Origin of the sequence: Streptomyces sp. NPDC059009, assembly GCF_042740175.1 — a bacterium.
Lineage (GTDB): Bacteria > Actinomycetota > Actinomycetes > Streptomycetales > Streptomycetaceae > Streptomyces.
In genome coordinates this window covers 60995-81792 of sequence record NZ_JBHYJB010000040.1, presented here as the reverse complement: position 1 = coordinate 81792, position 20798 = coordinate 60995, and the positions used below count along the sequence as shown (strand labels likewise).

The window sequence follows — 20798 nt, the reverse complement described above, 5'->3', positions numbered from 1 at the left end:
CCGGCCCCCGGTCAGCTGAGGACGGCCCGCAGCTGGTCGAGCCCCCAGTCCAGGTCCTCCTTGCTGATCACCAGGGGCGGCGCGAGCCGGATCGTGGACCCGTGGGTGTCCTTCACCAGGACACCCCGGTCCATCAGCTTCTGCGAGATGTCCCGCCCCGTCCCGTACGCGGGGCTGATGTCGACCCCGGCCCACAGCCCGCGCCCGCGCACCGCCGTGACCTTGCCGGTGCCGGTGAGCAGCCCCAGCTCGGCGTGCAGATGCTCGCCCAACTCGGTGGCGCGGGCCTGGAATTCGCCGGTGGAGAGCATGTCGACGACCTCCAGGCCGACCGCGCAGGCGAGCGGGTTGCCGCCGAAGGTCGAGCCGTGCTCGCCGGGCTTGAAGACGCCGAGCACATCGGCGTCCGCCACCACCGCGGAGACCGGCACGACGCCGCCGCCGAGCGCCTTGCCGAGGAGGTACACGTCGGGCACCACGCCCTCGTGCTCACAGGCGAAGGTGCGCCCGGTGCGGCCGAGGCCGGACTGGATCTCGTCCGCCATGAAGAGCACGTCCCGCTCCCGCGTCAACTCCCGTACGGCCGCGAGATATCCGGGCGGCGGCACCAGGACGCCCGCCTCGCCCTGGATGGGTTCGAGGAGCACGGCCACGGTGTCCTCGTCCACCGCTGCCCGCAGCGCCTCCTCGTCCCCGTACGGGACGATCTCGAAGCCGGGGGTGTAGGGGCCGAAGTCGGCGCGCGCCTCGGGGTCGGTGGAGAAGCTGACGATGGTCGTGGTGCGGCCGTGGAAGTTGTCGGCCGCCACGACGATCTTCGCCCGCCCGTCCGGCACGCCCTTGACCCGGTAGCCCCACTTCCGCGCCGTCTTCACGGCCGTCTCGACCGCCTCGGCGCCGGTGTTCATGGGCAGCACCATCTCCTTGCCGCACAGCTCGGCCAGGCGCGTGCAGAACGCCGCGAACCGGTCGTGGTGGAAGGCCCGCGAGGTCAGCGTGACCTGGTCGAGCTGGGCCTTCGCGGCGTCGACGAGACGGCGGTTGCCGTGCCCGAAGTTGAGCGCCGAGTACCCGGCGAGCATGTCGAGGAAGCGGCGCCCCTCGACGTCGGTCATCCACGCGCCGTCGGCCGAGGAGATCACGACGGGCAGCGGGTGGTAGTTGTGGGCGCTGTGGGCTTCGGCCTGGGCGATGAGGGCTTCCGTAGCGGACACGGGGTCTCCGTTCTTCGGCACACACGGCGGATGGAGGGCGGGGCTCGTGGCCCAATTCCTATCGTCGCTCGCATCGCGGACAGGGAAACCTGCCGTACCGGCGCGCCCGTTACTGTGTTCTCACCGGCAGGGCGACTGGCGTACGGGGAACCGACCCCGAGGAAGCCCCGCCATGGGCAAGACCTTCGAGGTGCCGCCCGCCTGGGCACCCCGGGAGCACGTCACGTACGGACACGAACTGACCGCATGCCCCGGAGGCCACCACCATGACTCTCCCCTTGTCGCACCCCGCCCTCACCGCCGAGGACCCCGAGCTCGCCGGCCTCGTCGGCGCCGAGGAGCAGCTCCAGGCGGAGACGCTGCGCCTGATCCCCAGCGAGAACTACGTCTCCACGGCCGTCCTCGAAGCCACCGGCACGGTCCTGCAGAACAAGTACAGCGAGGGCTACCCGGGCCGCCGCTACTACGAGGGCCAGCAGGTCATCGACCAGGTGGAGCGGCTCGCCCAGGACCGCGCCAAGGCCGTCTTCGGCGTCGGCCACGCCAACGTCCAGCCCTACTCCGGCTCCCCGGCCAACCTCGCCGTCTACCTGGCCTTCGCCGAGCCCGGCGACACCGTGATGGGCATGGCCCTGCCGATGGGCGGCCACCTCACGCACGGCTGGGGCGTCTCGGCGACCGGCAAGTGGTTCAGGGGCGTGCAGTACGGGGTGCGTCACGACACCGGCCTGGTCGACCTGGACGAGGTGCGCGACCTCGCCCTCAAGGAGCGCCCGAAGCTGATCTTCTGCGGCGGCACCGCACTGCCCCGCACCATCGACTTCGCGGGCTTCGCGGAGATCGCCCGCGAGGCCGGGGCCGTCCTCGTCGCGGACATCGCCCACATCGCGGGCCTGGTCGCGGGCGGCGCCCACCCCTCGCCCGCCGAGCACGCCGATGTGATCTCCACGACCACCCACAAGACCCTGCGCGGCCCGCGCGGCGCCCTGCTGATGTCCCGCGAGGAGCACGCCAAGGCCATCGACAAGGCCGTCTTCCCCGGCCTCCAGGGCGGCCCGCACAACCACACCACCGCAGCGATCGCCGTCGCCCTGCACGAGGCGGCGAGGCCGGAGTTCCGCGCCTACGCGCACGCCGTCGTCGCCAACGCCAAGGCCCTCGCCGACGCCCTCCTCGCGCGCGGCTTCGACCTCGTCTCCGGCGGCACCGACAACCACCTGATCCTGATGGACCTCACGCCGAAGGACGTCCCCGGCAAGGTGGCCGCGAAGGCGCTCGACCGGGCCGGGATCGTCGTGAACTACAACACCGTCCCGTACGACCCGAGGAAGCCCTTCGACCCCTCCGGCGTCCGCATCGGCGCCCCGTCGCTCACCTCCCGGGGCCTCACCGCCGACCACATGCCGACCGTCGCCGAGTGGATCGACCGGGGCGTCACCGCAGCTCGTGCGGGTGACGAGGAGACCCTCACCAAGATCAGGGCCGAAGTGGCGGACCTGATGCGGTCGTTCCCGGCACCGGGCCTGCCCACGGACTGAGGCGTCAGCCGGGCGGGGAACAGGCGGGGAGCCGGTACGGGCCGTCCCGCACCTGTTCCGCACCTGTTCCCCACCTGTCGCAGTCACCTGAGAGAATGCTGAGCATGGCCTCTGATCGTCCTCGCGTGCTCTCCGGAATCCAGCCCACCGCAGGCTCGTTCCACCTCGGCAACTACCTCGGCGCCGTCCGCCAGTGGGTGGCGCTGCAGGAGTCCCACGACGCCTTCTACATGGTGGTGGACCTGCACGCGATCACGGTCCCGCAGGACCCGAAGGAGCTGCGCGCCAACACCCGGCTCGCGGCGGCCCAGCTCCTCGCCGCCGGGCTCGACCCGCAGCGCTGCACCCTCTTCGTGCAGAGCCACGTCCCCGAGCACGCACAGCTCGCCTGGGTCATGAACTGCCTGACGGGCTTCGGCGAGGCGTCCCGCATGACGCAGTTCAAGGACAAGGCCAGCCGGCACGGCGCGGACCGCGCCTCCGTCGGCCTGTTCACCTACCCGGTCCTCCAGGTCGCCGACATCCTCCTGTACCAGGCCGACCAGGTCCCGGTCGGCGAGGACCAGCGCCAGCACGTGGAGCTCACCCGCGACCTGGCGGAGCGCTTCAACGGCCGCTTCGGCGACACCTTCACGGTCCCGCAGCCGTACATCCTCAAGGAGACGGCGAAGATCTTCGACCTCCAGGATCCGTCGATCAAGATGAGCAAGTCGGCGTCGACGCCGAAGGGCGTGGTCAGCCTCCTCGACGAGCCGAAGGCGACCGCGAAGAAGGTCAAGAGCGCCGTCACGGACACCGGCAGCGAGATCGTCTACGACGCCGAGAACAAGCCGGGCGTCAGCAACCTCCTCTCCATCTACTCCACGCTCACGGGCACCGGTATCGCGGAACTGGAGCAGAAGTACACCGGCAAGGGCTACGGTGCGCTGAAGACGGACCTCGCCGAGGTCATGGTCGACTTCGTGACCCCGTTCCGGGACCGCACCCAGCAGTACCTGGACGACCCGGAGACGCTCGACCAGATCCTGGCCAAGGGCGCCGAGAAGGCGCGCGCCGTCGCCGCGGAGACCCTCGCCGAGACCTACGACAAGGTGGGCTTCGTGCCCGCCAAGCACTGAGCGCCCCTGCCGCCTCTGCCCAGAGGCAGCACGGCGCGGGACACCACCCCGGCACAAGCCATCACTAGGAACGGGAGTACGACGTGGGGACCGTAACGATCGGCGTCTCGATCGCGGTCCCGGAGCCTCACGGCAGCCTGCTCCAGGAGCTGCGCGCGGGCTTCGGCGACCCCGCGGCACACGGCATCCCCACCCACGTCACGCTGGTCCCGCCGACCGAGGTGGACGCCGGGGCGCTGCCCGCGGTGGAGGCGCACCTGGTCTCCGTCGCCGCGGGCGCGCGCCCCTTCCCGATGCGCCTGTCCGGCACGGGCACGTTCCGCCCGCTCTCCCCCGTCGTCTATGTCCGGGTGGTGACGGGCGGCTCGGCCTGCGCCTGGCTCCAGGAGCGGGTCCGGGACGCGTCCGGCCCGATCGTCCGTGAGCTGCAGTTCCCGTACCACCCGCACGTCACCGTCGCGCACGGCATCTCCGAGGAGGCGATGGACCGGGCGTACGAGGAGCTGGCGGACTACGAGGCGGAGTGGCCGTGCACCGGCTTCGCCCTGTACGAGCAGGGCGCCGACGGCGTCTGGCGCAAGCTGCGCGAGTTCGTCTTCGGCGGCCCGATCGTCCCGCCCCAGGCCCAGGCACCGGCGGCCCGGGGCACCTTGCCCGCGCGCTGAGCGGGCCGGCGGTGTGCCCGCTTACACGGGCAGCTTGCGGAACACCGGCCTCGGCACATGCCGCAGCGCCGACATGACGACCCGCAGCGCCCCCGGCACCCACACGGTCTCCGACCGCCGCCGCAGCCCGTTCTCGATGGCCTCCGCGACGGCGTCCGGCGTCGTCGCCATCGGGGCCTCCTCCATCCCGGCGGTCATCTTCGACCGTACGAAGCCGGGCCGCACGACCATCACATGCACCCCGGTCCCGTGCAGGGCGTCACCGAGTCCCTGCGCGAAGGCGTCGAGGCCCGCCTTGCTGGACCCGTAGATGAAGTTGGAGCGGCGGGCGCGCTCGCCCGCGACGGAGGAGAGCACGACGAGGGAGCCGTGCCCCTGCGACTGCAGCGCCCGCGCGCACACGAGGCCTGCGGAGACGGCACCCGTGTAGTTGGTCTGCGCGACCCGCACGGCGGAGAGGGGCTCGTCCTCGTCCCGGGCCTGGTCGCCGAGGATCCCGAAGGCGAGCAGCACCATGTCGATGTCGCCCTCCGCGAAGACCTTGCCGAGGGCGGCCTCGTGGGACTCGGCGTCGAGCGCGTCGAAGGGGACGGTGCGGACGTCGGCGCCCATGTCGCGCAGGGCGGCGGCGGACTTGTCCAGGGCGGGGGAGGGGCGTCCGGCGAGCCAGACGGTGCGGGTTCGGCGGGCGACGAGGCGGCGGGCGGTGGCGAGGCCGATCTCGGAGGTGCCGCCGAGGAGGAGCAGGGACTGGGGGGTGCCGAAGGCGTCTTTCATGTGCGGGCTCCTGGTAGGTGGTTGTTTCTCTTCCCCAAGCCCGCCCCTTCCCGAATCCGGCGACTCCGTCGCCCCTGGGGCGCTCGTCCTGGGGCTTCGCCCCTAGACCCCTTTTTCGGCCTGGACGGCCTCGTCCTCAATCGCCGGACGGGCTATCCCTAGCCCGTCCGGCGCTTGAGGACGAGCCGCGTCAGCGGCGACAGGGGGTGCCCCAGGGCGACGGAGTCGCGGATTCGGGAAGGGGCGGGATTGGGGAAAAGGAAAGCTAGAGGTCCAGCCGACGCGACAAGTCCGAGCGGAACACCCCCCGTGGGTCCAACTCGGCGCGCAGCGCGCGGAAATCGCTCAGCCGGGGATACATCCCCGCCAGCATCTCCGGCCGCACCCGCGAGTCCTTCGCCAGGTAGATCCGCCCGTCCGCCCCCGCCACTTCCTCGTCCAGCTCGTCCAGGAACCCCCCGAGCCCGGGCAGGTTCGCCGGGATGTCGAGGGCCAGCGTCCACCCGGGCATGGGGAAGGAGAGCCACCCCGGGTCGCCGTCCCCGAACCGCTTCAGGACCGCGAGGAACGAGGGGCAGCCCCGCTCGGAGATCCGCCGCACGATCCGCCGCAGGGCCTCCTCCTTGCCGTACCCGACGACGAATTGGTACTGGACGAAGCCGCTGCGGCCGTAGATGCGGTTCCAGTGCGGGACGCCGTCCAGCGGGTGGAAGAAGGTGGACATCTTCTGGAGCTCGCCGGTCCGCGAGCGCGGCGCCTTCCGGTACCAGAGCTCGTTGAAGAGGCCCACCGACTTCCGGCCCAGCAGGCCCTCCGGGACGAAGGAGGGCGCCGCCGGGAGCTGCCCCGGCCGGAAGGCGAGCGGGGCCCGCCGCGCCCGCCCCGTCAGCGCGTCCAGCGGCGCGTGGTCGCCGCGCGTCAGGACCGAGCGCCCCATGGCCGCGCCGCGTGCGAGCAGGTCGATCCACGCGACCGAGTAGCGGTAGCGGTGGTCCGTCGCGGTGAGGCGGGCCATCAAGTCGTCCAGGTCCGTGGCCCGTTCCGTGTCGACCGTCATCAACGACGTCTGAACCGGCTGGAGTTGGACCGTGGCGGAGAGGATGACGCCGGTCAGGCCCATGCCGCCCGCCGTCGCGTCGAAGAGGTCGCTGCCCCGCTCCACCGTGCGGACCGAGCCGTCGGCGGTGAGCAGGTCGAGGGAGTGGACGTGACGGGAGAAGGAGCCCGACACGTGGTGGTTCTTGCCGTGGATGTCCGCGCCGATCGCGCCGCCCACCGTCACATAGCGGGTCCCGGGCGTCACCGGCACGAACCAGCCGAGGGGGAGCAGGACTTCCATCAGGCGGTGGAGCGAGACCCCCGCGTCGCAGACGACGGTGCCCCCCGCCGCGCCAGCGGCTGATGTACCCGTGGCGTCGATCGCGTGCACGCGGTCCATCGAGGTCATGTCGAAGACCACGCCGCCCGCGTTCTGCGCCGCGTCTCCATAAGACCGCCCCAGGCCGCGGGCGATGCCGCCCCGCTCCCCGCAGGCGCGCAGCGCCGCCGCCGCCTCCTCCGGTGAGCGGGGCCGGACCATGCGGGCGGTGGTGGGGGCGGTGCGGCCCCAGCCGGAGACGGACGCGACATCGGAAGCAGGCGTGGGAACGGGCATGGCAGCGACCGTATCGCCCGCACAAGGGTGCTTCGCTCTAAACCGTCCACCCCCTCACCGAAATGGGTGATTGAGGGAGTGTCACCCAACATTGCCGTAATTGTTGGGTCGTTGCCCGGAAGAGTCGGGATGTCCGGCTCCCTGGAGTACTCCCAACGCCCCCCGAAAATGAGGCCACATGCACGACATGGACCACCGGTTGCTGTCGGCCCTGCACGACTGCGGCGCCAACCCCCGGGTGGCAGCGGCCGCGCGGGCCCTGTCCTGGAGCGGTGAGCACGGTGCGCTCTGGCTCGCCGCCGGGCTCGCGGGCGCCGCGCTGGACCGGGAGCGGCGCGGTGCCTGGCTGCGCGGCACGGCCCTGACGGCGGCGGCGCACCTCGCCAGCATGGGGGTGAAGCGGGTGGTGCGGCGGCCGCGGCCGGGGAGCGACGGCAGCCCCGTCGACGTCACGCCGCTGGTGCGTACCGCCGGACGGCACTCCTTCCCCAGCTCGCACGCCACCTCGGCGGCGGCCGCCGCGGTCGCCTACGGCGCGCTCCGGCCCGTCGGCGCCCAGCTCGTGCCGCCGCTCGCCGCCGCGATGTGCGTGTCCCGGATGATCGTCGGCGTCCACTACCCGAGCGATGTCGCGGCGGGCGCGGCGCTCGGCGCGCTCACCGCGCGCGTGGGCGCCTCCTGGATGCGGGCGGGGGGCGTCAACCATGGCTGAGCGCACCGCACTTCTGCACCGCCCGGTCCCGCCGCAGCGGCCGAAGCCGGGGGCCGTCAGCCTGCCGCTCGGTCTGCTCAAGACCGCGCGGCCCCGCCAGTGGGTGAAGAACGTCCTGGTCATCGCCGCCCCGGCGGCCGCGGGCGAGCTCTTCGCCCGCCACACCCTGGTCCAACTGGCGCTGGTCTTCACGCTGTTCACGGCCGCCGCGTCCGCCGTCTACCTCATCAACGACGCCCGGGACGCCGAGGCCGACCGCGCCCACCCCACCAAGTGCCGCCGCCCGGTGGCCGCCGGACAGGTGCCGGTCCCGGTCGCGTACGGCGCCGGCGGCGCCCTCGCCGTCCTCGCGCCCGCCGCCGCCTTCGCCCTGTGCACCCCGCTCACGGCCGCGCTCCTCGCCGCGTACGTGGGCATGCAACTCGCGTACTGCGTCAGCCTGAAGCACGTCCTCGTCGTCGACCTCACCATCGTCACGACCGGGTTCCTGATGCGCGCCATGATCGGGGGCGTCGCGCTCGGCATTCCGCTGTCGCGCTGGTTCCTGATCACCACCGGCTTCGGCGCGCTCTTCATGGTCTCCGCCAAGCGGTACTCCGAAGCCGTGCAGATGGCCGACGCGGCGCCCGAGAAGCTGGGCGCGACGCGGGCGCTGCTCACCGAGTACACCACCGGCTATCTGCGCTTCGTCTGGCAGCTCGCCGCCGGGGTGGCCGTCCTCGCGTACTGCCTGTGGGCCATGGAGGAGGGCGGCACCGCCAACGGCAGCCTGCTGCCCTGGCGTCAGCTCTCCATGGCGGCCTTCATCCTCGCCGTCCTGCGCTACGCGGTCTTCGCCGACCGGGGTACCGCGGGCGAGCCCGAGGACGTCGTCCTGCGCGACCGGGCGCTTGCCATCATCGGCCTGGTGTGGCTGGCGATGTACGGGCTCGCGGTCGCCGACTGGTGAGCCGGCCGGTGCACACCACTGCCGTCCGGGAGCGGCTGCGGGCCCTCGGCCCGGAGCTGCTCGGCTTCGCCACCGCCGGAGTCCTCGCCTACGCCGCCGACCTCGGCCTCTTCGTCTGGCTGCGCGGACCCGTCGGCCTCGATCCGCTCACCGCCAAGGCCCTGTCGTTCCTGGCCGGTTGCTCGGTGGCGTACGCGGGCAACGCGCTCGGCACCTACCGGAACAAGACCGCGGCCGTCTCCCGGCTCCGCCAGTACGGGATCTTCTTCGCCGTGAACATCGCGGGCGCCCTCGTGCAGCTCCTGTGCATCGCCGTGTCGCACTATGGACTCGGGCTCACCTCGCAGCGCGCGGACACCGTCTCGGGGGCCGGAATCGGCATGGTGCTCGCCACTGTTCTGCGCTTCTGGGGTACCCGGACCTTGGTGTTCCGTACGCAAGGCAGCACGCAAGCCAGCGCACAAGCCCGCACGCAAGGCACCCCCGGCACACAGGGCACACAGAACAGACAGGCGTCATGGACTGGTTGAAGAAACTCCCCGGGATCGGTCCGCTCGTCACGCGGCTGACGGAGACCCACGCGTGGCACGCCTACGAGCGGCTCGACCAGGTGAAATGGAGCCGCCTCGCCGCGGCCATGACCTTCATCAGCTTTCTCGCGCTCTTCCCGCTGCTCACGGTCGCCGCCGCTGTCGCCGCGGCCACCCTCAGCACGGCACAGCGGCACAAGCTCGACAGCAAGATCGCCGAGCAGGTCCCGGGCATCTCCGACCAGCTGAACCTGGACGCGCTGTTCGCCAACGCGGGCACCGTCGGCCTCGTCGCGGGCGCCCTGCTGCTGCTCACCGGCATCAACTGGGTTGGCTCGATAAGGGAGTGCCTGCGCTCGGTGTGGGAGCTGGCGGACGAGGAGGAGAACCCGTTCCTGCGCAAGCTCAAGGACACGGGCGTGCTGCTCGGGCTCGGCGGCGCAGGGCTTGCCTCGCTCGTCGCCTCCATGCTCGCCTCCACCGCGGTCGGGTGGATGGCGGACCAGCTCGGCGTCAGCGAGGACGGCTGGGGCGGCTTCCTGCTCCAGGCGGTCGCCTTCGCCATCGCCGTCCTCGCGGACTTCCTGCTGCTCCTGTACGTGCTGACGCTGCTGCCCGGCGTGCAGCCGGGCCGCCGTGAGCTGGTCACGGCGGGCCTGATCGGCGCCGCCGGCTTCGAGCTCCTGAAGCTGCTGCTCGGCAGCTACATGAAGGGGGTGGCGGCGAAGAGCATGTACGGAGCCTTCGGTGTGCCGATCGCGCTGCTGCTGTGGATCAACTTCACCGCGAAGCTCGTCCTGTTCTGCGCCGCCTGGACCGCGACCCCCCGGGTCAGCTCCGACGGCCGGAGCGACGCCGCACCAGCTCCGGCAGCGGCCACCGGCGGTTGATCAGGAAGACACCGCCCGCGAGCAGCACCAGCACCCCGCCGGTGATCCCGAGGGCGACCCCCATGCCGCCCCCGTTGTCGTCCGAGGCGTTGGCGACCGTCTTCGCCGAGTCCGAGCCGCCCTGGCCCGCACCCGGAGCACCCTTGCCCGCACCGGTCTTGGCGCCCTTCGGCGGGACGAGCTCGCCGACCGGGTCGACCTTGCCGGAGGCCGCGAAGCCCCAGTCGAGGAGGCGGGCGGTCTCCTTGTAGACGGCGTGCGGCTCACCGGAGTCCGGGTTCATGACGGTGACGAGCAGCACCTTGCCGTTCCGCTCGGCGACGCCCGTGAAGGTCGTGCCCGCGTTGGTGGTGGAGCCGTTCTTGACGCCCGCGATGCCCTTGTACTGCTTGACGCCGTCCAGGCCGGTGAGCAGCCGGTTGGTGTTCTGGATGGCGAAGGAGCCGCGCTTCTTCTTCCCCGTCTTCTTGTCCTTCGTGGTCGCGCCGGGGAACGTGGCCGTCGCCGTCGAGCAGTACTCGCGGAAGTCCTTCTTCTGCAGCCCGGAGCGGGCGAAGAGCGACAGGTCGTACGCGGAGGAGACCTGGCCCTTCTCGTCGTAGCCGTCCGGCGTGACCACGTGCGTGTCGAGGGCCTGCAGCGACTCGGCGTGCGCCTGCATGTCCTTGACGGTCTGCTTGACGCCGCCGTTCATCGCGGACAGGACGTGCACCGCGTCGTTGCCGGACTTCAGGAAGACGCCGAGCCACAGGTCGTGGACCGTATACGTCTCGTTCTCCTTGACGCCGACCATGCTGGAGCCCGCGCCGATGCCGTCGAAGTCGGAGAGCTTGGTCTTGTGCTTCAGGTTCTTGGGGAACTTCGGCAGAACCGTATCTGCGAAGAGCATTTTGAGGGTGCTCGCAGGGGCGAGGCGCCAGTGCGCGTTGTGCGAGGCGAGCACGTCGCCGGTCTCCGCGTCGGAGACCATCCACGACCGCCCCGACAGCTCCTTCGGCAGGACGGGCGCGCCGGACTTCAGCCGCACCTGGGTACCGGGCTTGCCGAGTTGGGCGCCGCCGACCGTCGACATCGACTTCGGCGGCTGGGGCTTGCCCGTGTCGCCGCCCGGTTTGCCGTCCGCTAGTGCGGGAGCCGCGGTGGAGACGGTGAGCAGGGCTGCGGAGGCGACCAGCAGAGCGGTCCTCTGGGTCCTCTGGGTCTTCTTTGTCTTCTTAACGGCGGACACGGACGAGAACGTACAGGGCGCAACTATGGAAGTCGCCGCCGCGGTCGGCTGTGTCTCCCGCTCCCCACCCCGGCGGCGGTGCGCCACGGAGGCTCGCGATACTGAACGCATGAAGCTCAGCCGCCCGGTCTCCTGGTTCCTGCTCGCCTTCGGTGTGTGGAGCTGGTTCATCTGGATCACTTTCGTCAAGAACCTGTGGAAGGACGGCAGCGGTCTCGCCTTCGATGACGCAGACAACCCGACCGGGTACTTCTGGGTGCATCTGACGCTCGCCGTTGTCTCCTTTGTCTTGGGGACGGTGGTCGGGACCATTGGGTTGCGTGGGCTGCGCGCCTTGCGCCGAACGTCATAGCCGTGGTCGTCCTCGCCCTCCTCGCGGGCCTCGTCGCGCTCGCGGTCCTCGCCGCGCTGCACTGGTACGCCTGGCGCCGCCTGTTCCGTGACACCACGTCCCGCCCCGGCATCCGGCGCGCGGGCGCCGTCCTCCTCGCCGCCGGCCTGGTGCTGATGATCGGCGCCGTCGTGGTGGAGCGGGCGGGCGCGCCGTTCTGGCTCCAGCGGGCGGTGGCGTGGCCCGGGTTCCTGTGGATGGTCCTGTCGCTGTACCTGGTCCTCGCGCTGGTGGTGGGGGAGGCGGTGCGGCCGCTGCTGCTGCGGTGGACGGCCGCGCGGGCGCGGGGGCGCGAGCCCGTACGGGAGGAGACGGCGGAATCCGAGACGGCGGAATCCGAGACGGCGGAACCCGAGACGGTGAAGGTCCCGGAGGAAGCCGCCGAGCCGTCGCGGCGGGTCTTCGTCTCCCGCGTCGTGGGCGGGGCGGCGGCCGCCGTCGCCGTCGGGACCGTCGGGTACGGCACGTACGGGGTGCTGCGCGGGCCGACCGTGAAGCGGGTGACCGTGCCGCTGGCCAAGCTGCCGCGCGCGGCGCACGGGTTCCGGATCGCCGTGGTCAGCGACGTCCACCTGGGCCCGGTGCTCGGGCGGGGCTTCGCGCAGCGCGTGGTGGACGTCGTCAACTCCACGCAGCCCGACCTGATCGCGGTCGTCGGGGACCTGGTGGACGGCAGCGTCGAGGACCTGCGCCCGGCCGCCGCACCCCTGCGCGGTCTGCGGGCGCGGCACGGCAGCTTCTTCGTCACCGGCAACCACGACTACTACTCGGGCGCGGACGCCTGGGTGGACGAGGTCCGCGAACTCGGCCTGCACCCGCTGCGCAACGCCCGCGTCGAGCTCGGCGCCTTCGACCTGGCGGGCGTCGACGACGTGGCGGGCGAGAGCGAGGGACACGGGCCCGACTTCGCGGCGGCCCTCGGCGACCGGGACCGCGCGCGGGCCGCCGTCCTCCTCGCCCACCAGCCCGTCGTCATCCACGACGCGGTGCGGCACGGCGTCGACCTGCAGCTCTCCGGGCACACCCACGGCGGCCAGCTGTGGCCGGGCAACTACCTCGCCGAGCTGGCCAATCCGACGGTCGCCGGGCTCGAGCGGTACGAGGACACCCAGCTGTATGTGTCCCGGGGCGCGGGCGCGTGGGGGCCGCCGACCCGGGTGGGGGCGCCGTCCGACGTGACGGTCGTGGAGCTGGCGTCGCGCCAGGCGTGAGGCCGTCAACTGGCCTATGTCAGCGGCAGGTTCGGACCTGGCCGGATCGCGGCACGCCCGTCCGCGACCGTGTGACAAGGCGAGCTTTCGCCGCGCAGCATCTTGTGTAGGACGTGTGTGCGGTTTTTGATGCTTTCTCCATGTCGTGGTGTGCCGGAGGGGAGAACGGGGTTTGTTACGACGTCTGGCGTTCCGGCTGCCACCGCACCCGGCCTCCGTCCCGCTGGCCCGAAGACGGGCCCACGACCACCTCGCCGCCTGGGGCCTGCCCGAGCGCGGCGACGGCCTCGACGAGGCGCTCCTCCTCGTCTCCGAGCTGGTGACCAACGCGGTGACCCACGCGAGCGCCGGGGAGCGCGAGGTGGAGGTCGCGGTCACCGCCCTCGCCGACGGCTCCTGCTTCATCGAGGTCTCCGACGGCGACCCCCGCCTCCCCGAGCCCCGGCCCGCCGCCTCCTGCAACGGCGAGAACGGCCGGGGCCTGCGCCTGGTGGACGCGTTCGCCGAGGCGTGGGGGGTGTGGCGGCGGGGGCGCTACGGAAAGACCGTGTGGGCCCTCGTACGGCATGCGTAGCCGCACATACGCAGCGAGGCAGGAATCAAGCCGCACGCACGCGGGCGTGCGCCGCGCTCACTTCGCGCTGCGGGCCCGCCGGGACACCACCGCGCGGAGCACCCGCCGCCCCTCCGTGGCCACCGTGTGGGCCTGACGCAGGCCGCCCGCGCCCGCCCCCTGGTTGGCCAGGAGCTCCAACGTCCGGATCTGGCGCCGGAGTTCGGCGGCGACCAAGGGGGACGTGGGCTCGTAGCCGCCCACCGCCGCAGGCGCCGGGGCGTTGGTGGCCGCCAAGGCCACCGTGTCGAGGAGGCGGTGGATCTGCAGCGCGGCCACCGAGCAGCCGTCCGCCCACTCGCGCAGCCCGCCCGCCGCGCGGGACGCGGGCGCGGCCACGAGCATGCGGTGCGCGAGCGCCGTCGCCTCGTCGGCCGCCGCGTCCACCGGGCCGATGGCGGCGCGCGCCGCGGCCAGCGGGGCGTCCCACTCCGCACCGTCCGCGAGGCTGGTCCACAGCGGCCGGAACACCTCGTCCCCGCCGCCGAGCAGCGGGGCGCACCGGTCCAGGCAGGCGAGCCCGCTGGCCGCCAGGCCCCTCTCGTCGGCCTGCGCGATCAGTTCCACCAGGCTCATGGCGTACGCCTCCCGTAGAGCGGACCCTGCACATCCCCTTACTGCGTGCGAGGCCCCGGGAACGTCACTGCGGGAGAACGCCGAGCCGGTCGAGGAAGCGGAAGAAGAGCTGCTCCGCCGACGGCTCGGGGTCGGCGCTCAGCACATCCAGGAGCGGCTCCGCCGTGACCCGCCGGCCCGACTCGGCGGCCCAGGCGACCGCCCGGTCCGCGGCGTCGCGCGGCTCCAGGAAGTAGTCCTCCACCGTCAGCCCGTCGTCGCCGAGGTAGCCCGCCATCGCCTCGCGCGCCAGACACGTCGTCCACGCCCCGCTCTCCGGGGCGGCCGCCTCGACGACGACGCAGTCGCTGTCCATCACGTACCCGAACAGGGCGGGTGAACCGGTCTCCAGGGCAAGGGTGTTCATGTTCCCGACGTCCCGCGCGCCGTCCCCGCCCGGGACCTCCCAGACCTGCCAGCCGTCGGGCCGCCGCTCCAGCAGCGTCAGCTCGTCATGGACACCGGCCACCGCCGCGTATTCATTGAGCGGACGCTCGCTGCGCCCCACGACGTAATAACCCCAGTAGCCCATGCCGGCATCCCCCCGGTGTGCTCGCAACGCTTGAATCTGCAGTCTCGGCTCGGGCCGAATAGACCACACGGATAAGCGAGTTCGCCACCCATCACGTCAATCCACGTCAGGTCCTGGCCCTAAAGACGATCGGCGAGCCGTGCGAAGTTCCCCCAGGAAAGCGCGGGCTTCCGCGGATCCCACAACTTCTGCACGGTCGCCCGCAGCGGCAGCCGGATGCCCCGCGCCACCTGGTCCTGCGTCTGCGCGCCCGCCAGGTCGCACCAGACCGCGAAGGAGCCGCCGAGGACCTGCCCGTCGTACGTGCCGCTCACCGCGTGCGAGCCGCGCAGCACGAGTGGCGTCCACTCCTCGTAGATGCGCTGCCCCGTCGGATAGCGGAAGGTGTTGGGCTGCCCGAGCACGTAGTACAGATACTCGTCGTTGTAATTGAGCACCTTGCGGCCCTCGCGCAGATACTCGGCGGGCTCCCGCGCCCCGATCTCCTTGCCCGTCCAGTACGCCACCTCGACGTCCTTGTCGGCCTCGACGGTGCCGCCCCGGAAGAACCCGTCGTTCCAGGCGCGCGGCCGCTTCTCGTACGGGGACTGCCGGACGAAGTCGGCCCGGTCGTTCAGCCACGTCGTCGCGAGGTCCTGCACGCGCGCGCCGGGACCGTCGTCCTCCCGCGCGCGGGCGGCCAGTTGGGGATAGGAGGCTTCGGGGTTCTTCGTCATCAGGGCGCGGTACTCGTCGGCGCCCACGTGCCAGTAGGGGCCGGGGAAGAACTTCCCGTACTCGTCGAGCAGATCGTCCACGATCTCCTCCGACTCGGGCTTGGAGATGTCGACGGCCCCGCGCGCGGGCACGCCCCGGGTGTCCTTCAGCTGCAGCCCGGGGTGCTTGTCGATGACGGCGCCGAGGTGCCCGGGGGAGTCGATCTCGGGCACGACCGTGACGTGGCGGCTCGCGGCCAGCTTCAGGATGCGGCGCATCTCGGCCTTGGTGAGGTGGTACGGCGAGACGATCTCCGGGTGCGAGTCCGACGCGAGCCGGAAGCCCTGGTCGTCGGAGAAGTGCAGCCCCAGCTCGTTGAACTTGAGGTCCGCGATCTCCCGGATCCGGTCCTCGATCCACCCGGCGGTGAAGTGCTTGCGCGCGATGTCGAGCATGAAGCCGCGGCGCGGCTTGGCGGGCCGGTCCCGCACCACGCCCTCCGGCGCGGTGCCGTCCCCGCTCACCTCCTGCTTGAGGGTGCGGGTGCCGTAGAACACCCCGGCGTCGCCGCCCGCGACGATCCGCACCCGCCGGTCCTTGACGGTGAGGGTGTACGACTCGTCGTTCTTCCCGTTGTGCCCGCCCTCGTCGAGCGCCAGCTCCACGTCGCCCGCGCGCGGGGCCGACTCCCCGAGGATCCCCGCGTACCGGAGCTTCAGCTCCCCGGCGAGCAGCCGGCCCTCGTCGGCGAGCGCGTCGTCCGCGACGACGACGCGGCCGCCCTCGGCGGGCTTCCACCCGGGGCCGCGCGCGGGCGTGTGCTGGCGCACCGCCGGAATGGTCTGCGGCGCCTTGGACAGCGGATACGACTTCGTGGGCGAGGGAGAGGGCGACACGGCCGACTTCCCGTCGGAGGGGTGGCCCGCGCGCTCGCCCGACCCGTCGCCCCCGTCCGGCCAGAGCACCACCGTCAGCACCACGGCCCCCGCCGCGACGACCCCGCCGACCGCCGTGGCCCGGCGCCGGTTCACCGGGCACCGCCCCGCAGGGCGAGGGACCGGGACAGGGAACGGGGAGTGAGAGTGAGCGCCGTCATGAGGGTCACGCTACGACCTGCCCCGCACGGCCCCCCGTCCACACCGCGAAGCCAAACTCTCCCGTCTGAGTGAAATTCGTGCATCCGTCGGACACTTCCCCACACGTCTCGCTAGCGTTACGACACACCCCCCAGCACCTTCAGTCCCATCCACCGATGGTCCCTGCCCAGGAGCACCCGCTGCCCACGCACCCGCGCCCCACCGGCCGCGTCCCCGGCCAGCCACGAGGCCCCGTCGCCCTGTTGACGGAGCTCAACTCCGCCGCGGCCGAAACAGCGGTGCGCACCCTCCTGACCTGCTGCGCCAGCCACAGCTGGGCCCGCCGCGTCGCCGAGCACCGGCCCTACCCCGACCTCGACGCGCTGCTCGCCGCCGCCGACGAGGCCGCCTACGACCTGACCCCCGCCGACCTCACCGAGGCCCTCGCGGGCGAACCCATCGAGCCCGCCGCGTTCCCGGCGCCCGGCGCCGACCAGGACATCTACTCCGCCGCGCACACCGCGCTGCGCGCCGCGACCGCCGCGTACGAGAGCCGCTTCGGCCACGCCTTCGTGATCTGTCTCGACGACATCGCCCCGGGCGAGGCCCTGGACACGCTGCTCGCCGGGATCCGCTCCCGGCTCGGCCACGACCCGGAGGAGGAGCGGGCCCTCGCCGCCGAGGAGCTGCGCCGCCTCGCCCGCGGCCGCCTCGCCCGCCTCGTTCAACTGCAGGGAGAGCGGACACAAACGCGGCCCGATAGCCCGTACGTGCCTGTTTGATTGCCTGTTTGATCACACCTGCGGACCCCGGGCGAGCAAGCCGACAACTCGTCGATACGATGTCGAGCGGCCGGTGGACCGTACCCGGCCGGGTCGTCCGACACCGCAGCCGGCCGGCCCCAATCCCCGCTCCCGGAGGGTTCTTCCGTGCCGGCTGGAACGCTGTACCGCGGCCGGGAAGGCATGTGGTCCTGGGTGGCTCATCGAGTCACCGGTGTCCTCATCTTCTTCTTCCTGTTCGTGCATGTGCTGGACACCGCTCTCGTCCGCGTCTCCCCGGAGGCGTACGACGATGTCGTCAGCACCTACAAGACGCCGATCGTCGCACTCCTCGAGTACGGCCTGGTCGCTGCCATCCTCTTCCACGCGCTCAACGGCCTGCGCGTCATCGCCGTCGACTTCTGGTCGAAGGGTCCGCGCTACCAGAAGCAGATGCTGTGGACCGTCGTCGGCATCTGGGTCGTGCTGATGGCCGGGGCGCTCTACCCGGTTCTCGGCCACGCCGTCCGTGAACTGTTCGGGAGCTGACGCCAGACATGTCCGACACCACACTTGAGAAGTCCGGAGTGGGTCCCGTCGAGGGCGGCGCGTCCCTCTACGACGCCGACAACCCGGCCCCGCTCATCGAGGCCCCGCGCAAGCGCACCTCGAAGACGCCGCGCTCGACCCGCGGCAACTTCGAGATGGCCGCGTGGCTCTTCATGCGCCTGTCCGGCGTCGTCCTGGTCGTCCTGGTCCTCGGCCACCTGCTGATCCAGCTCGTCCTCGACGGCGGCGTCAGCAAGATCGGCTTCGCCTTCGTCGCCGGCCGCTGGGCCTCCCCGTTCTGGCAGGTCTGGGACCTGCTGATGCTGTGGCTCGCGATGCTGCACGGCGCGAACGGCCTGCGTACCGTCATCAACGACTACGCGGAGCGCCCGAACACGCGACTGTGGCTCAAGGGCCTGCTGTACACCGCCACGGTGTTCACCATCCTTCTGGGCACGCTGGTGATCTTCACCTTCGACCCGAACATCCGCTAGGCACGGGGCTGAGGTAATCCACTCATGAAGATCCACAAGTACGACACCGTCATCGTCGGCGCCGGCGGCGCGGGCATGCGCGCCGCCATCGAGGCGACGAAGCGCAGCCGTACCGCCGTGCTGACGAAGCTCTACCCCACCCGCTCCCACACGGGCGCCGCGCAGGGCGGCATGGCCGCCGCGCTCGCCAACGTGGAGGAGGACAACTGGGAGTGGCACACCTTCGACACGATCAAGGGCGGCGACTACCTGGTCGACCAGGACGCCGCCGAGATCCTGGCGAAGGAGGCCATCGACGCGGTCCTCGACCTCGAGAAGATGGGCCTGCCGTTCAACCGCACGCCCGCCGGTGAGATCGACCAGCGGCGCTTCGGCGGCCACTCCCGCAACCACGGTGAGGCCCCGGTCCGCCGGGCCTGCTACGCCGCGGACCGCACCGGCCACATGATCCTCCAGACCCTCTACCAGAACTGCGTCAAGGAGGGTGTGGAGTTCTTCAACGAGTTCTACGTCCTCGACCAGCTCATCGTGGAGGTCGACGGGGTCAAGAAGAGCGCGGGCGTGGTGGCCTACGAGCTGGCCACCGGCGAGATCCACATCTTCCAGGCGAAGGCCGTCGTCTACGCCTCGGGCGGCACCGGCAAGTTCTTCAAGGTCACGTCCAACGCGCACACGCTCACGGGTGACGGCCAGGCGGCCTGCTACCGGCGCGGGCTGCCGCTGGAGGACATGGAGTTCTTCCAGTTCCACCCGACCGGCATCTGGCGCATGGGCATCCTGCTGACGGAGGGCGCCCGCGGTGAGGGCGGCATCCTGCGCAACAAGGACGGCGAGCGCTTCATGGAGAAGTACGCGCCGGTGATGAAGGACCTCGCGTCGCGAGACGTGGTGTCGCGATCGATCTACACCGAGATCCGTGAGGGCCGCGGCTGCGGTCCCGAGGGCGACCACGTCTACCTCGACCTCACGCACCTCCCGCCGGAGCAGCTCGACGCGAAGCTGCCCGACATCACCGAGTTCGCGCGCACCTACCTCGGCATCGAGCCCTACACGGACCCGATCCCGATCCAGCCGACCGCGCACTACGCCATGGGCGGCATCCCGACGAACGTCGAGGGCGAGGTCCTCGCGGACAACTCGACGGTCGTGCCGGGCCTGTACGCGGCCGGCGAGGTCGCCTGCGTCTCGGTGCACGGCGCCAACCGCCTCGGCACCAACTCGCTCCTGGACATCAACGTGTTCGGCCGCCGCGCGGGCATCGCCGCCGCCGAGTACTCCGCGAAGAACGACTTCGTCGAGCTCCCGGAGAACCCGGAGGAGCTGGTCGTCGCCCAGGTCGAGCGCCTGCGCGACGCGACCGGCACCGAGCGCGTGGCCGAGCTCCGCAAGGAGCTGCAGGAGACCATGGACGCCAACGTGATGGTGTTCCGCACGGAGCAGACCATCAAGACGGCGGTGGAGAAGATCGCGGAGCTCCGCGAGCGCTACCTGAACGTCTCCATCCAGGACAAGGGCAAGCGGTTCAACACCGACCTCCTGGAGGCCATCGAGCTGGGCAACCTGCTCGACCTGGCCGAGGTCATGGCGACCTCCGCCCTGGCCCGCAAGGAGTCCCGCGGCGGTCACTACCGCGAGGACTACCCGAACCGCGACGACGTCAACTTCATGCGCCACACCATGGCGTACCGCGAGGTCGGCGCTGACGGCTCCGAGTCGATCCGCCTCGACTACAAGCCGGTCGTGCAGACCCGCTACCAGCCGATGGAGCGTAAGTACTGATGGCTACCCCGACGATGGACAAGCTGGAGGCTCTGGAGAAGGAGTCCCAGTCCTCCCACCTGATCACGGTCACGTTCCGCGTCCGCCGCTTCAACCCGGAGATCTCGGCGGAGGCGACCTGGGAGGACTTCCAGTTCGAGATCGACCCCAAGGAGCGGGTCCTCGACGGCCTGCACAAGATCAAGTGGGACATGGACGGGTCGCTGACCTTCCGCCGCTCCTGCGCGCACGGCATCTGCGGCTCGGACGCCATGCGCATCAACGGCAAGAACCGCCTGGCCTGCAAGACCCTGATCAAGGACATCAACCCGGCCAAGCCGATCACGGTCGAGCCCATCAAGGGCCTCACGGTCCTGAAGGACCTGGTCGTGGACATGGACCCGTTCTTCCAGGCGTACCGGGACGTCATGCCCTTCCTGGTGACGACCGGCAACGAGCCGACCCGTGAGCGCCTGCAGTCCGCCGAGGACCGCGAGCGCTTCGACGACACGACGAAGTGCATCCTGTGCGCCGCCTGCACGTCGTCCTGCCCCGTCTTCTGGAACGACGGCCAGTACTTCGGCCCGGCCGCGATCGTGAACGCGCACCGCTTCATCTTCGACTCGCGTGACGAGGCGGGCGAGCAGCGCCTGGAGATCCTCAACGACAAGGACGGCGTGTGGCGCTGCCGCACGACGTTCAACTGCACGGACGCGTGCCCGCGTGGCATCGAGGTCACGAAGGCGATCCAGGAGGTGAAGCGAGCGCTGATCACGCGCCGCTTCTGAGTACTTGCCCGTACTCCTTCGGTACGTCGTGTGGGCCCC

The 20798-nt window shown here is 71.3% G+C and carries 22 protein-coding genes and 1 riboswitch; of the genes, 15 read left to right on the top strand and 7 right to left on the bottom strand.

Annotation, left to right across the window (positions count from 1 at the left end; translation table 11 throughout):
* Window positions 1-11: 11 nt before the first annotated feature.
* Complete coding sequence (gene rocD, locus ACFWYM_RS33410; RefSeq protein ID WP_384845883.1) at window positions 12-1214, bottom strand: ornithine--oxo-acid transaminase; 1203 nt, start codon at window positions 1212-1214, stop codon at window positions 12-14.
* Between the two features lie 121 nt (window positions 1215-1335).
* A riboswitch (ZMP/ZTP riboswitch) is annotated at window positions 1336-1428 on the top strand.
* Window positions 1429-1480: 52 nt separating this feature from the next.
* On the opposite strand from rocD, the gene glyA reads away from it, so the two are divergent.
* The 3 genes from glyA to ACFWYM_RS33395 all read left to right on the top strand — a co-directional run bounded on the left by glyA (window position 1481) and on the right by ACFWYM_RS33395 (window position 4535).
* Window positions 1481-2752, top strand: coding sequence for a serine hydroxymethyltransferase (glyA, locus tag ACFWYM_RS33405; protein ID WP_384845881.1), 1272 nt, complete (start codon window positions 1481-1483; stop codon window positions 2750-2752).
* A gap of 104 nt (window positions 2753-2856) precedes the next feature.
* A complete protein-coding gene (trpS, locus tag ACFWYM_RS33400; RefSeq protein WP_384845879.1) occupies window positions 2857-3870 on the top strand; it encodes a tryptophan--tRNA ligase in 1014 nt (337 codons plus the stop codon).
* Window positions 3871-3953: 83 nt separating this feature from the next.
* The gene (locus ACFWYM_RS33395; protein ID WP_384845877.1) at window positions 3954-4535 is read left to right on the top strand and encodes a 2'-5' RNA ligase family protein; all 582 of its coding nucleotides are present in this window, start codon (window positions 3954-3956) and stop codon (window positions 4533-4535) included.
* 21 nt (window positions 4536-4556) lie between these two features.
* Here ACFWYM_RS33395 and ACFWYM_RS33390 read toward each other — a convergent pair whose 3' ends face one another.
* Entirely contained in the window at window positions 4557-5312 is a 756-nt protein-coding gene (locus ACFWYM_RS33390) for a decaprenylphospho-beta-D-erythro-pentofuranosid-2-ulose 2-reductase (protein ID WP_384845875.1), read from the bottom strand.
* A 265-nt stretch (window positions 5313-5577) separates the two neighbouring features.
* Window positions 5578-6966, bottom strand: coding sequence for an FAD-binding protein (locus ACFWYM_RS33385; protein WP_384845873.1), 1389 nt, complete (start codon window positions 6964-6966; stop codon window positions 5578-5580).
* Window positions 6967-7144: 178 nt separating this feature from the next.
* Here ACFWYM_RS33385 and ACFWYM_RS33380 point away from each other — a divergent pair, with 178 nt between their 5' ends.
* Genes ACFWYM_RS33380 through ACFWYM_RS33365 form a run of 4 tightly spaced genes read left to right on the top strand, consistent with a single transcriptional unit; the run spans window position 7145 to window position 10047 of the window.
* The gene (locus tag ACFWYM_RS33380) at window positions 7145-7678 is read left to right on the top strand and encodes a phosphatase PAP2 family protein (protein ID WP_384845871.1); all 534 of its coding nucleotides are present in this window, start codon (window positions 7145-7147) and stop codon (window positions 7676-7678) included.
* Window positions 7671-8627 (top strand): decaprenyl-phosphate phosphoribosyltransferase, encoded by a 957-nt coding sequence (locus tag ACFWYM_RS33375; RefSeq protein ID WP_384845869.1) that lies wholly within the window; start codon window positions 7671-7673, stop codon window positions 8625-8627. The genes ACFWYM_RS33380 and ACFWYM_RS33375 overlap by 8 nt, the downstream gene beginning before the upstream one ends.
* A gap of 8 nt (window positions 8628-8635) precedes the next feature.
* Window positions 8636-9157 (top strand): GtrA family protein, encoded by a 522-nt coding sequence (locus tag ACFWYM_RS33370; protein WP_384845867.1) that lies wholly within the window; start codon window positions 8636-8638, stop codon window positions 9155-9157.
* The gene (locus ACFWYM_RS33365) at window positions 9145-10047 is read left to right on the top strand and encodes a YihY/virulence factor BrkB family protein (protein WP_384845865.1); all 903 of its coding nucleotides are present in this window, start codon (window positions 9145-9147) and stop codon (window positions 10045-10047) included. Before ACFWYM_RS33370 ends, ACFWYM_RS33365 begins: the two co-directional genes overlap by 13 nt.
* Here the strand turns inward: ACFWYM_RS33365 and ACFWYM_RS33360 are convergent.
* Window positions 9989-11446: a D-alanyl-D-alanine carboxypeptidase gene (locus tag ACFWYM_RS33360; protein ID WP_384845863.1), complete on the bottom strand. Its 1458-nt coding sequence runs from the start codon at window positions 11444-11446 to the stop codon at window positions 9989-9991. The two genes, ACFWYM_RS33365 and ACFWYM_RS33360, sit on opposite strands and share 59 nt — an antisense overlap.
* Here ACFWYM_RS33360 and ACFWYM_RS33355 point away from each other — a divergent pair.
* The 3 genes from ACFWYM_RS33355 (at window position 11385) to ACFWYM_RS33345 (ending at window position 13451) form a co-directional block, all read left to right on the top strand.
* The gene (locus tag ACFWYM_RS33355; protein ID WP_384845861.1) at window positions 11385-11627 is read left to right on the top strand and encodes an SCO4848 family membrane protein; all 243 of its coding nucleotides are present in this window, start codon (window positions 11385-11387) and stop codon (window positions 11625-11627) included. The two genes, ACFWYM_RS33360 and ACFWYM_RS33355, sit on opposite strands and share 62 nt — an antisense overlap.
* A 2-nt stretch (window positions 11628-11629) precedes the next feature.
* The gene (locus ACFWYM_RS33350; protein WP_384845859.1) at window positions 11630-12877 is read left to right on the top strand and encodes a metallophosphoesterase; all 1248 of its coding nucleotides are present in this window, start codon (window positions 11630-11632) and stop codon (window positions 12875-12877) included.
* Between the two features lie 172 nt (window positions 12878-13049).
* A complete protein-coding gene (locus ACFWYM_RS33345) occupies window positions 13050-13451 on the top strand; it encodes an ATP-binding protein (protein WP_384845857.1) in 402 nt (133 codons plus the stop codon).
* Between the two features lie 57 nt (window positions 13452-13508).
* Here ACFWYM_RS33345 and ACFWYM_RS33340 read toward each other — a convergent pair whose 3' ends face one another.
* From ACFWYM_RS33340 to ACFWYM_RS33330, 3 genes are all read right to left on the bottom strand, one after another.
* A complete protein-coding gene (locus tag ACFWYM_RS33340; protein WP_384845855.1) occupies window positions 13509-14066 on the bottom strand; it encodes a hypothetical protein in 558 nt (185 codons plus the stop codon).
* A gap of 64 nt (window positions 14067-14130) precedes the next feature.
* Window positions 14131-14637, bottom strand: a complete 507-nt coding sequence (locus tag ACFWYM_RS33335) for a hypothetical protein (RefSeq protein ID WP_384845853.1) — start codon at window positions 14635-14637, stop codon at window positions 14131-14133.
* 119 nt (window positions 14638-14756) lie between these two features.
* A complete protein-coding gene (locus ACFWYM_RS33330; protein WP_384845851.1) occupies window positions 14757-16364 on the bottom strand; it encodes a glycoside hydrolase family 20 protein in 1608 nt (535 codons plus the stop codon).
* Between the two features lie 221 nt (window positions 16365-16585).
* Between ACFWYM_RS33330 and ACFWYM_RS33325 the strand changes: the two genes are divergently transcribed.
* The 5 genes from ACFWYM_RS33325 (at window position 16586) to ACFWYM_RS33305 (ending at window position 20759) form a co-directional block, all read left to right on the top strand.
* Window positions 16586-17191, top strand: a complete 606-nt coding sequence (locus tag ACFWYM_RS33325; protein WP_384845849.1) for a 2-oxo-4-hydroxy-4-carboxy-5-ureidoimidazoline decarboxylase — start codon at window positions 16586-16588, stop codon at window positions 17189-17191.
* Window positions 17192-17338: 147 nt separating this feature from the next.
* Complete coding sequence (gene sdhC, locus ACFWYM_RS33320; protein WP_384845847.1) at window positions 17339-17719, top strand: succinate dehydrogenase, cytochrome b556 subunit; 381 nt, start codon at window positions 17339-17341, stop codon at window positions 17717-17719.
* A gap of 8 nt (window positions 17720-17727) precedes the next feature.
* Window positions 17728-18213, top strand: coding sequence for a succinate dehydrogenase hydrophobic membrane anchor subunit (locus tag ACFWYM_RS33315; RefSeq protein WP_384845845.1), 486 nt, complete (start codon window positions 17728-17730; stop codon window positions 18211-18213).
* Between the two features lie 24 nt (window positions 18214-18237).
* A complete protein-coding gene (gene sdhA, locus ACFWYM_RS33310; protein WP_384845843.1) occupies window positions 18238-19992 on the top strand; it encodes a succinate dehydrogenase flavoprotein subunit in 1755 nt (584 codons plus the stop codon).
* Window positions 19992-20759: a succinate dehydrogenase iron-sulfur subunit gene (locus tag ACFWYM_RS33305; RefSeq protein ID WP_384845841.1), complete on the top strand. Its 768-nt coding sequence runs from the start codon at window positions 19992-19994 to the stop codon at window positions 20757-20759. The genes sdhA and ACFWYM_RS33305 overlap by 1 nt, the downstream gene beginning before the upstream one ends.
* Window positions 20760-20798: the final 39 nt, after the last annotated feature.

Bases quoted from the DNA above. Each gene is read 5' to 3' on its own strand.
- ACFWYM_RS33360 (WP_384845863.1), bottom strand. From the start codon at position 11,446: ATGAACCAGCTCCACACACCGAAGGCGAGCAGGAACCAGGAGACCGGG.
- sdhA (WP_384845843.1), top strand. From the start codon at position 18,238: ATGAAGATCCACAAGTACGACACCGTCATCGTCGGCGCCGGCGGCGCG.
- ACFWYM_RS33380 (WP_384845871.1), top strand. From the start codon at position 7,145: ATGCACGACATGGACCACCGGTTGCTGTCGGCCCTGCACGACTGCGGC.
- ACFWYM_RS33390 (WP_384845875.1), bottom strand. From the start codon at position 5,312: ATGAAAGACGCCTTCGGCACCCCCCAGTCCCTGCTCCTCCTCGGCGGC.
- glyA (WP_384845881.1), top strand. From the start codon at position 1,481: ATGACTCTCCCCTTGTCGCACCCCGCCCTCACCGCCGAGGACCCCGAG.
- ACFWYM_RS33315 (WP_384845845.1), top strand. From the start codon at position 17,728: ATGTCCGACACCACACTTGAGAAGTCCGGAGTGGGTCCCGTCGAGGGC.
- ACFWYM_RS33325 (WP_384845849.1), top strand. From the start codon at position 16,586: ATGGTCCCTGCCCAGGAGCACCCGCTGCCCACGCACCCGCGCCCCACC.
- ACFWYM_RS33335 (WP_384845853.1), bottom strand. From the start codon at position 14,637: ATGGGCTACTGGGGTTATTACGTCGTGGGGCGCAGCGAGCGTCCGCTC.
- ACFWYM_RS33385 (WP_384845873.1), bottom strand. From the start codon at position 6,966: ATGCCCGTTCCCACGCCTGCTTCCGATGTCGCGTCCGTCTCCGGCTGG.
- ACFWYM_RS33365 (WP_384845865.1), top strand. From the start codon at position 9,145: ATGGACTGGTTGAAGAAACTCCCCGGGATCGGTCCGCTCGTCACGCGG.
- ACFWYM_RS33375 (WP_384845869.1), top strand. From the start codon at position 7,671: ATGGCTGAGCGCACCGCACTTCTGCACCGCCCGGTCCCGCCGCAGCGG.
- trpS (WP_384845879.1), top strand. From the start codon at position 2,857: ATGGCCTCTGATCGTCCTCGCGTGCTCTCCGGAATCCAGCCCACCGCA.
- ACFWYM_RS33305 (WP_384845841.1), top strand. From the start codon at position 19,992: ATGGCTACCCCGACGATGGACAAGCTGGAGGCTCTGGAGAAGGAGTCC.
- ACFWYM_RS33340 (WP_384845855.1), bottom strand. From the start codon at position 14,066: ATGAGCCTGGTGGAACTGATCGCGCAGGCCGACGAGAGGGGCCTGGCG.
- ACFWYM_RS33355 (WP_384845861.1), top strand. From the start codon at position 11,385: ATGAAGCTCAGCCGCCCGGTCTCCTGGTTCCTGCTCGCCTTCGGTGTG.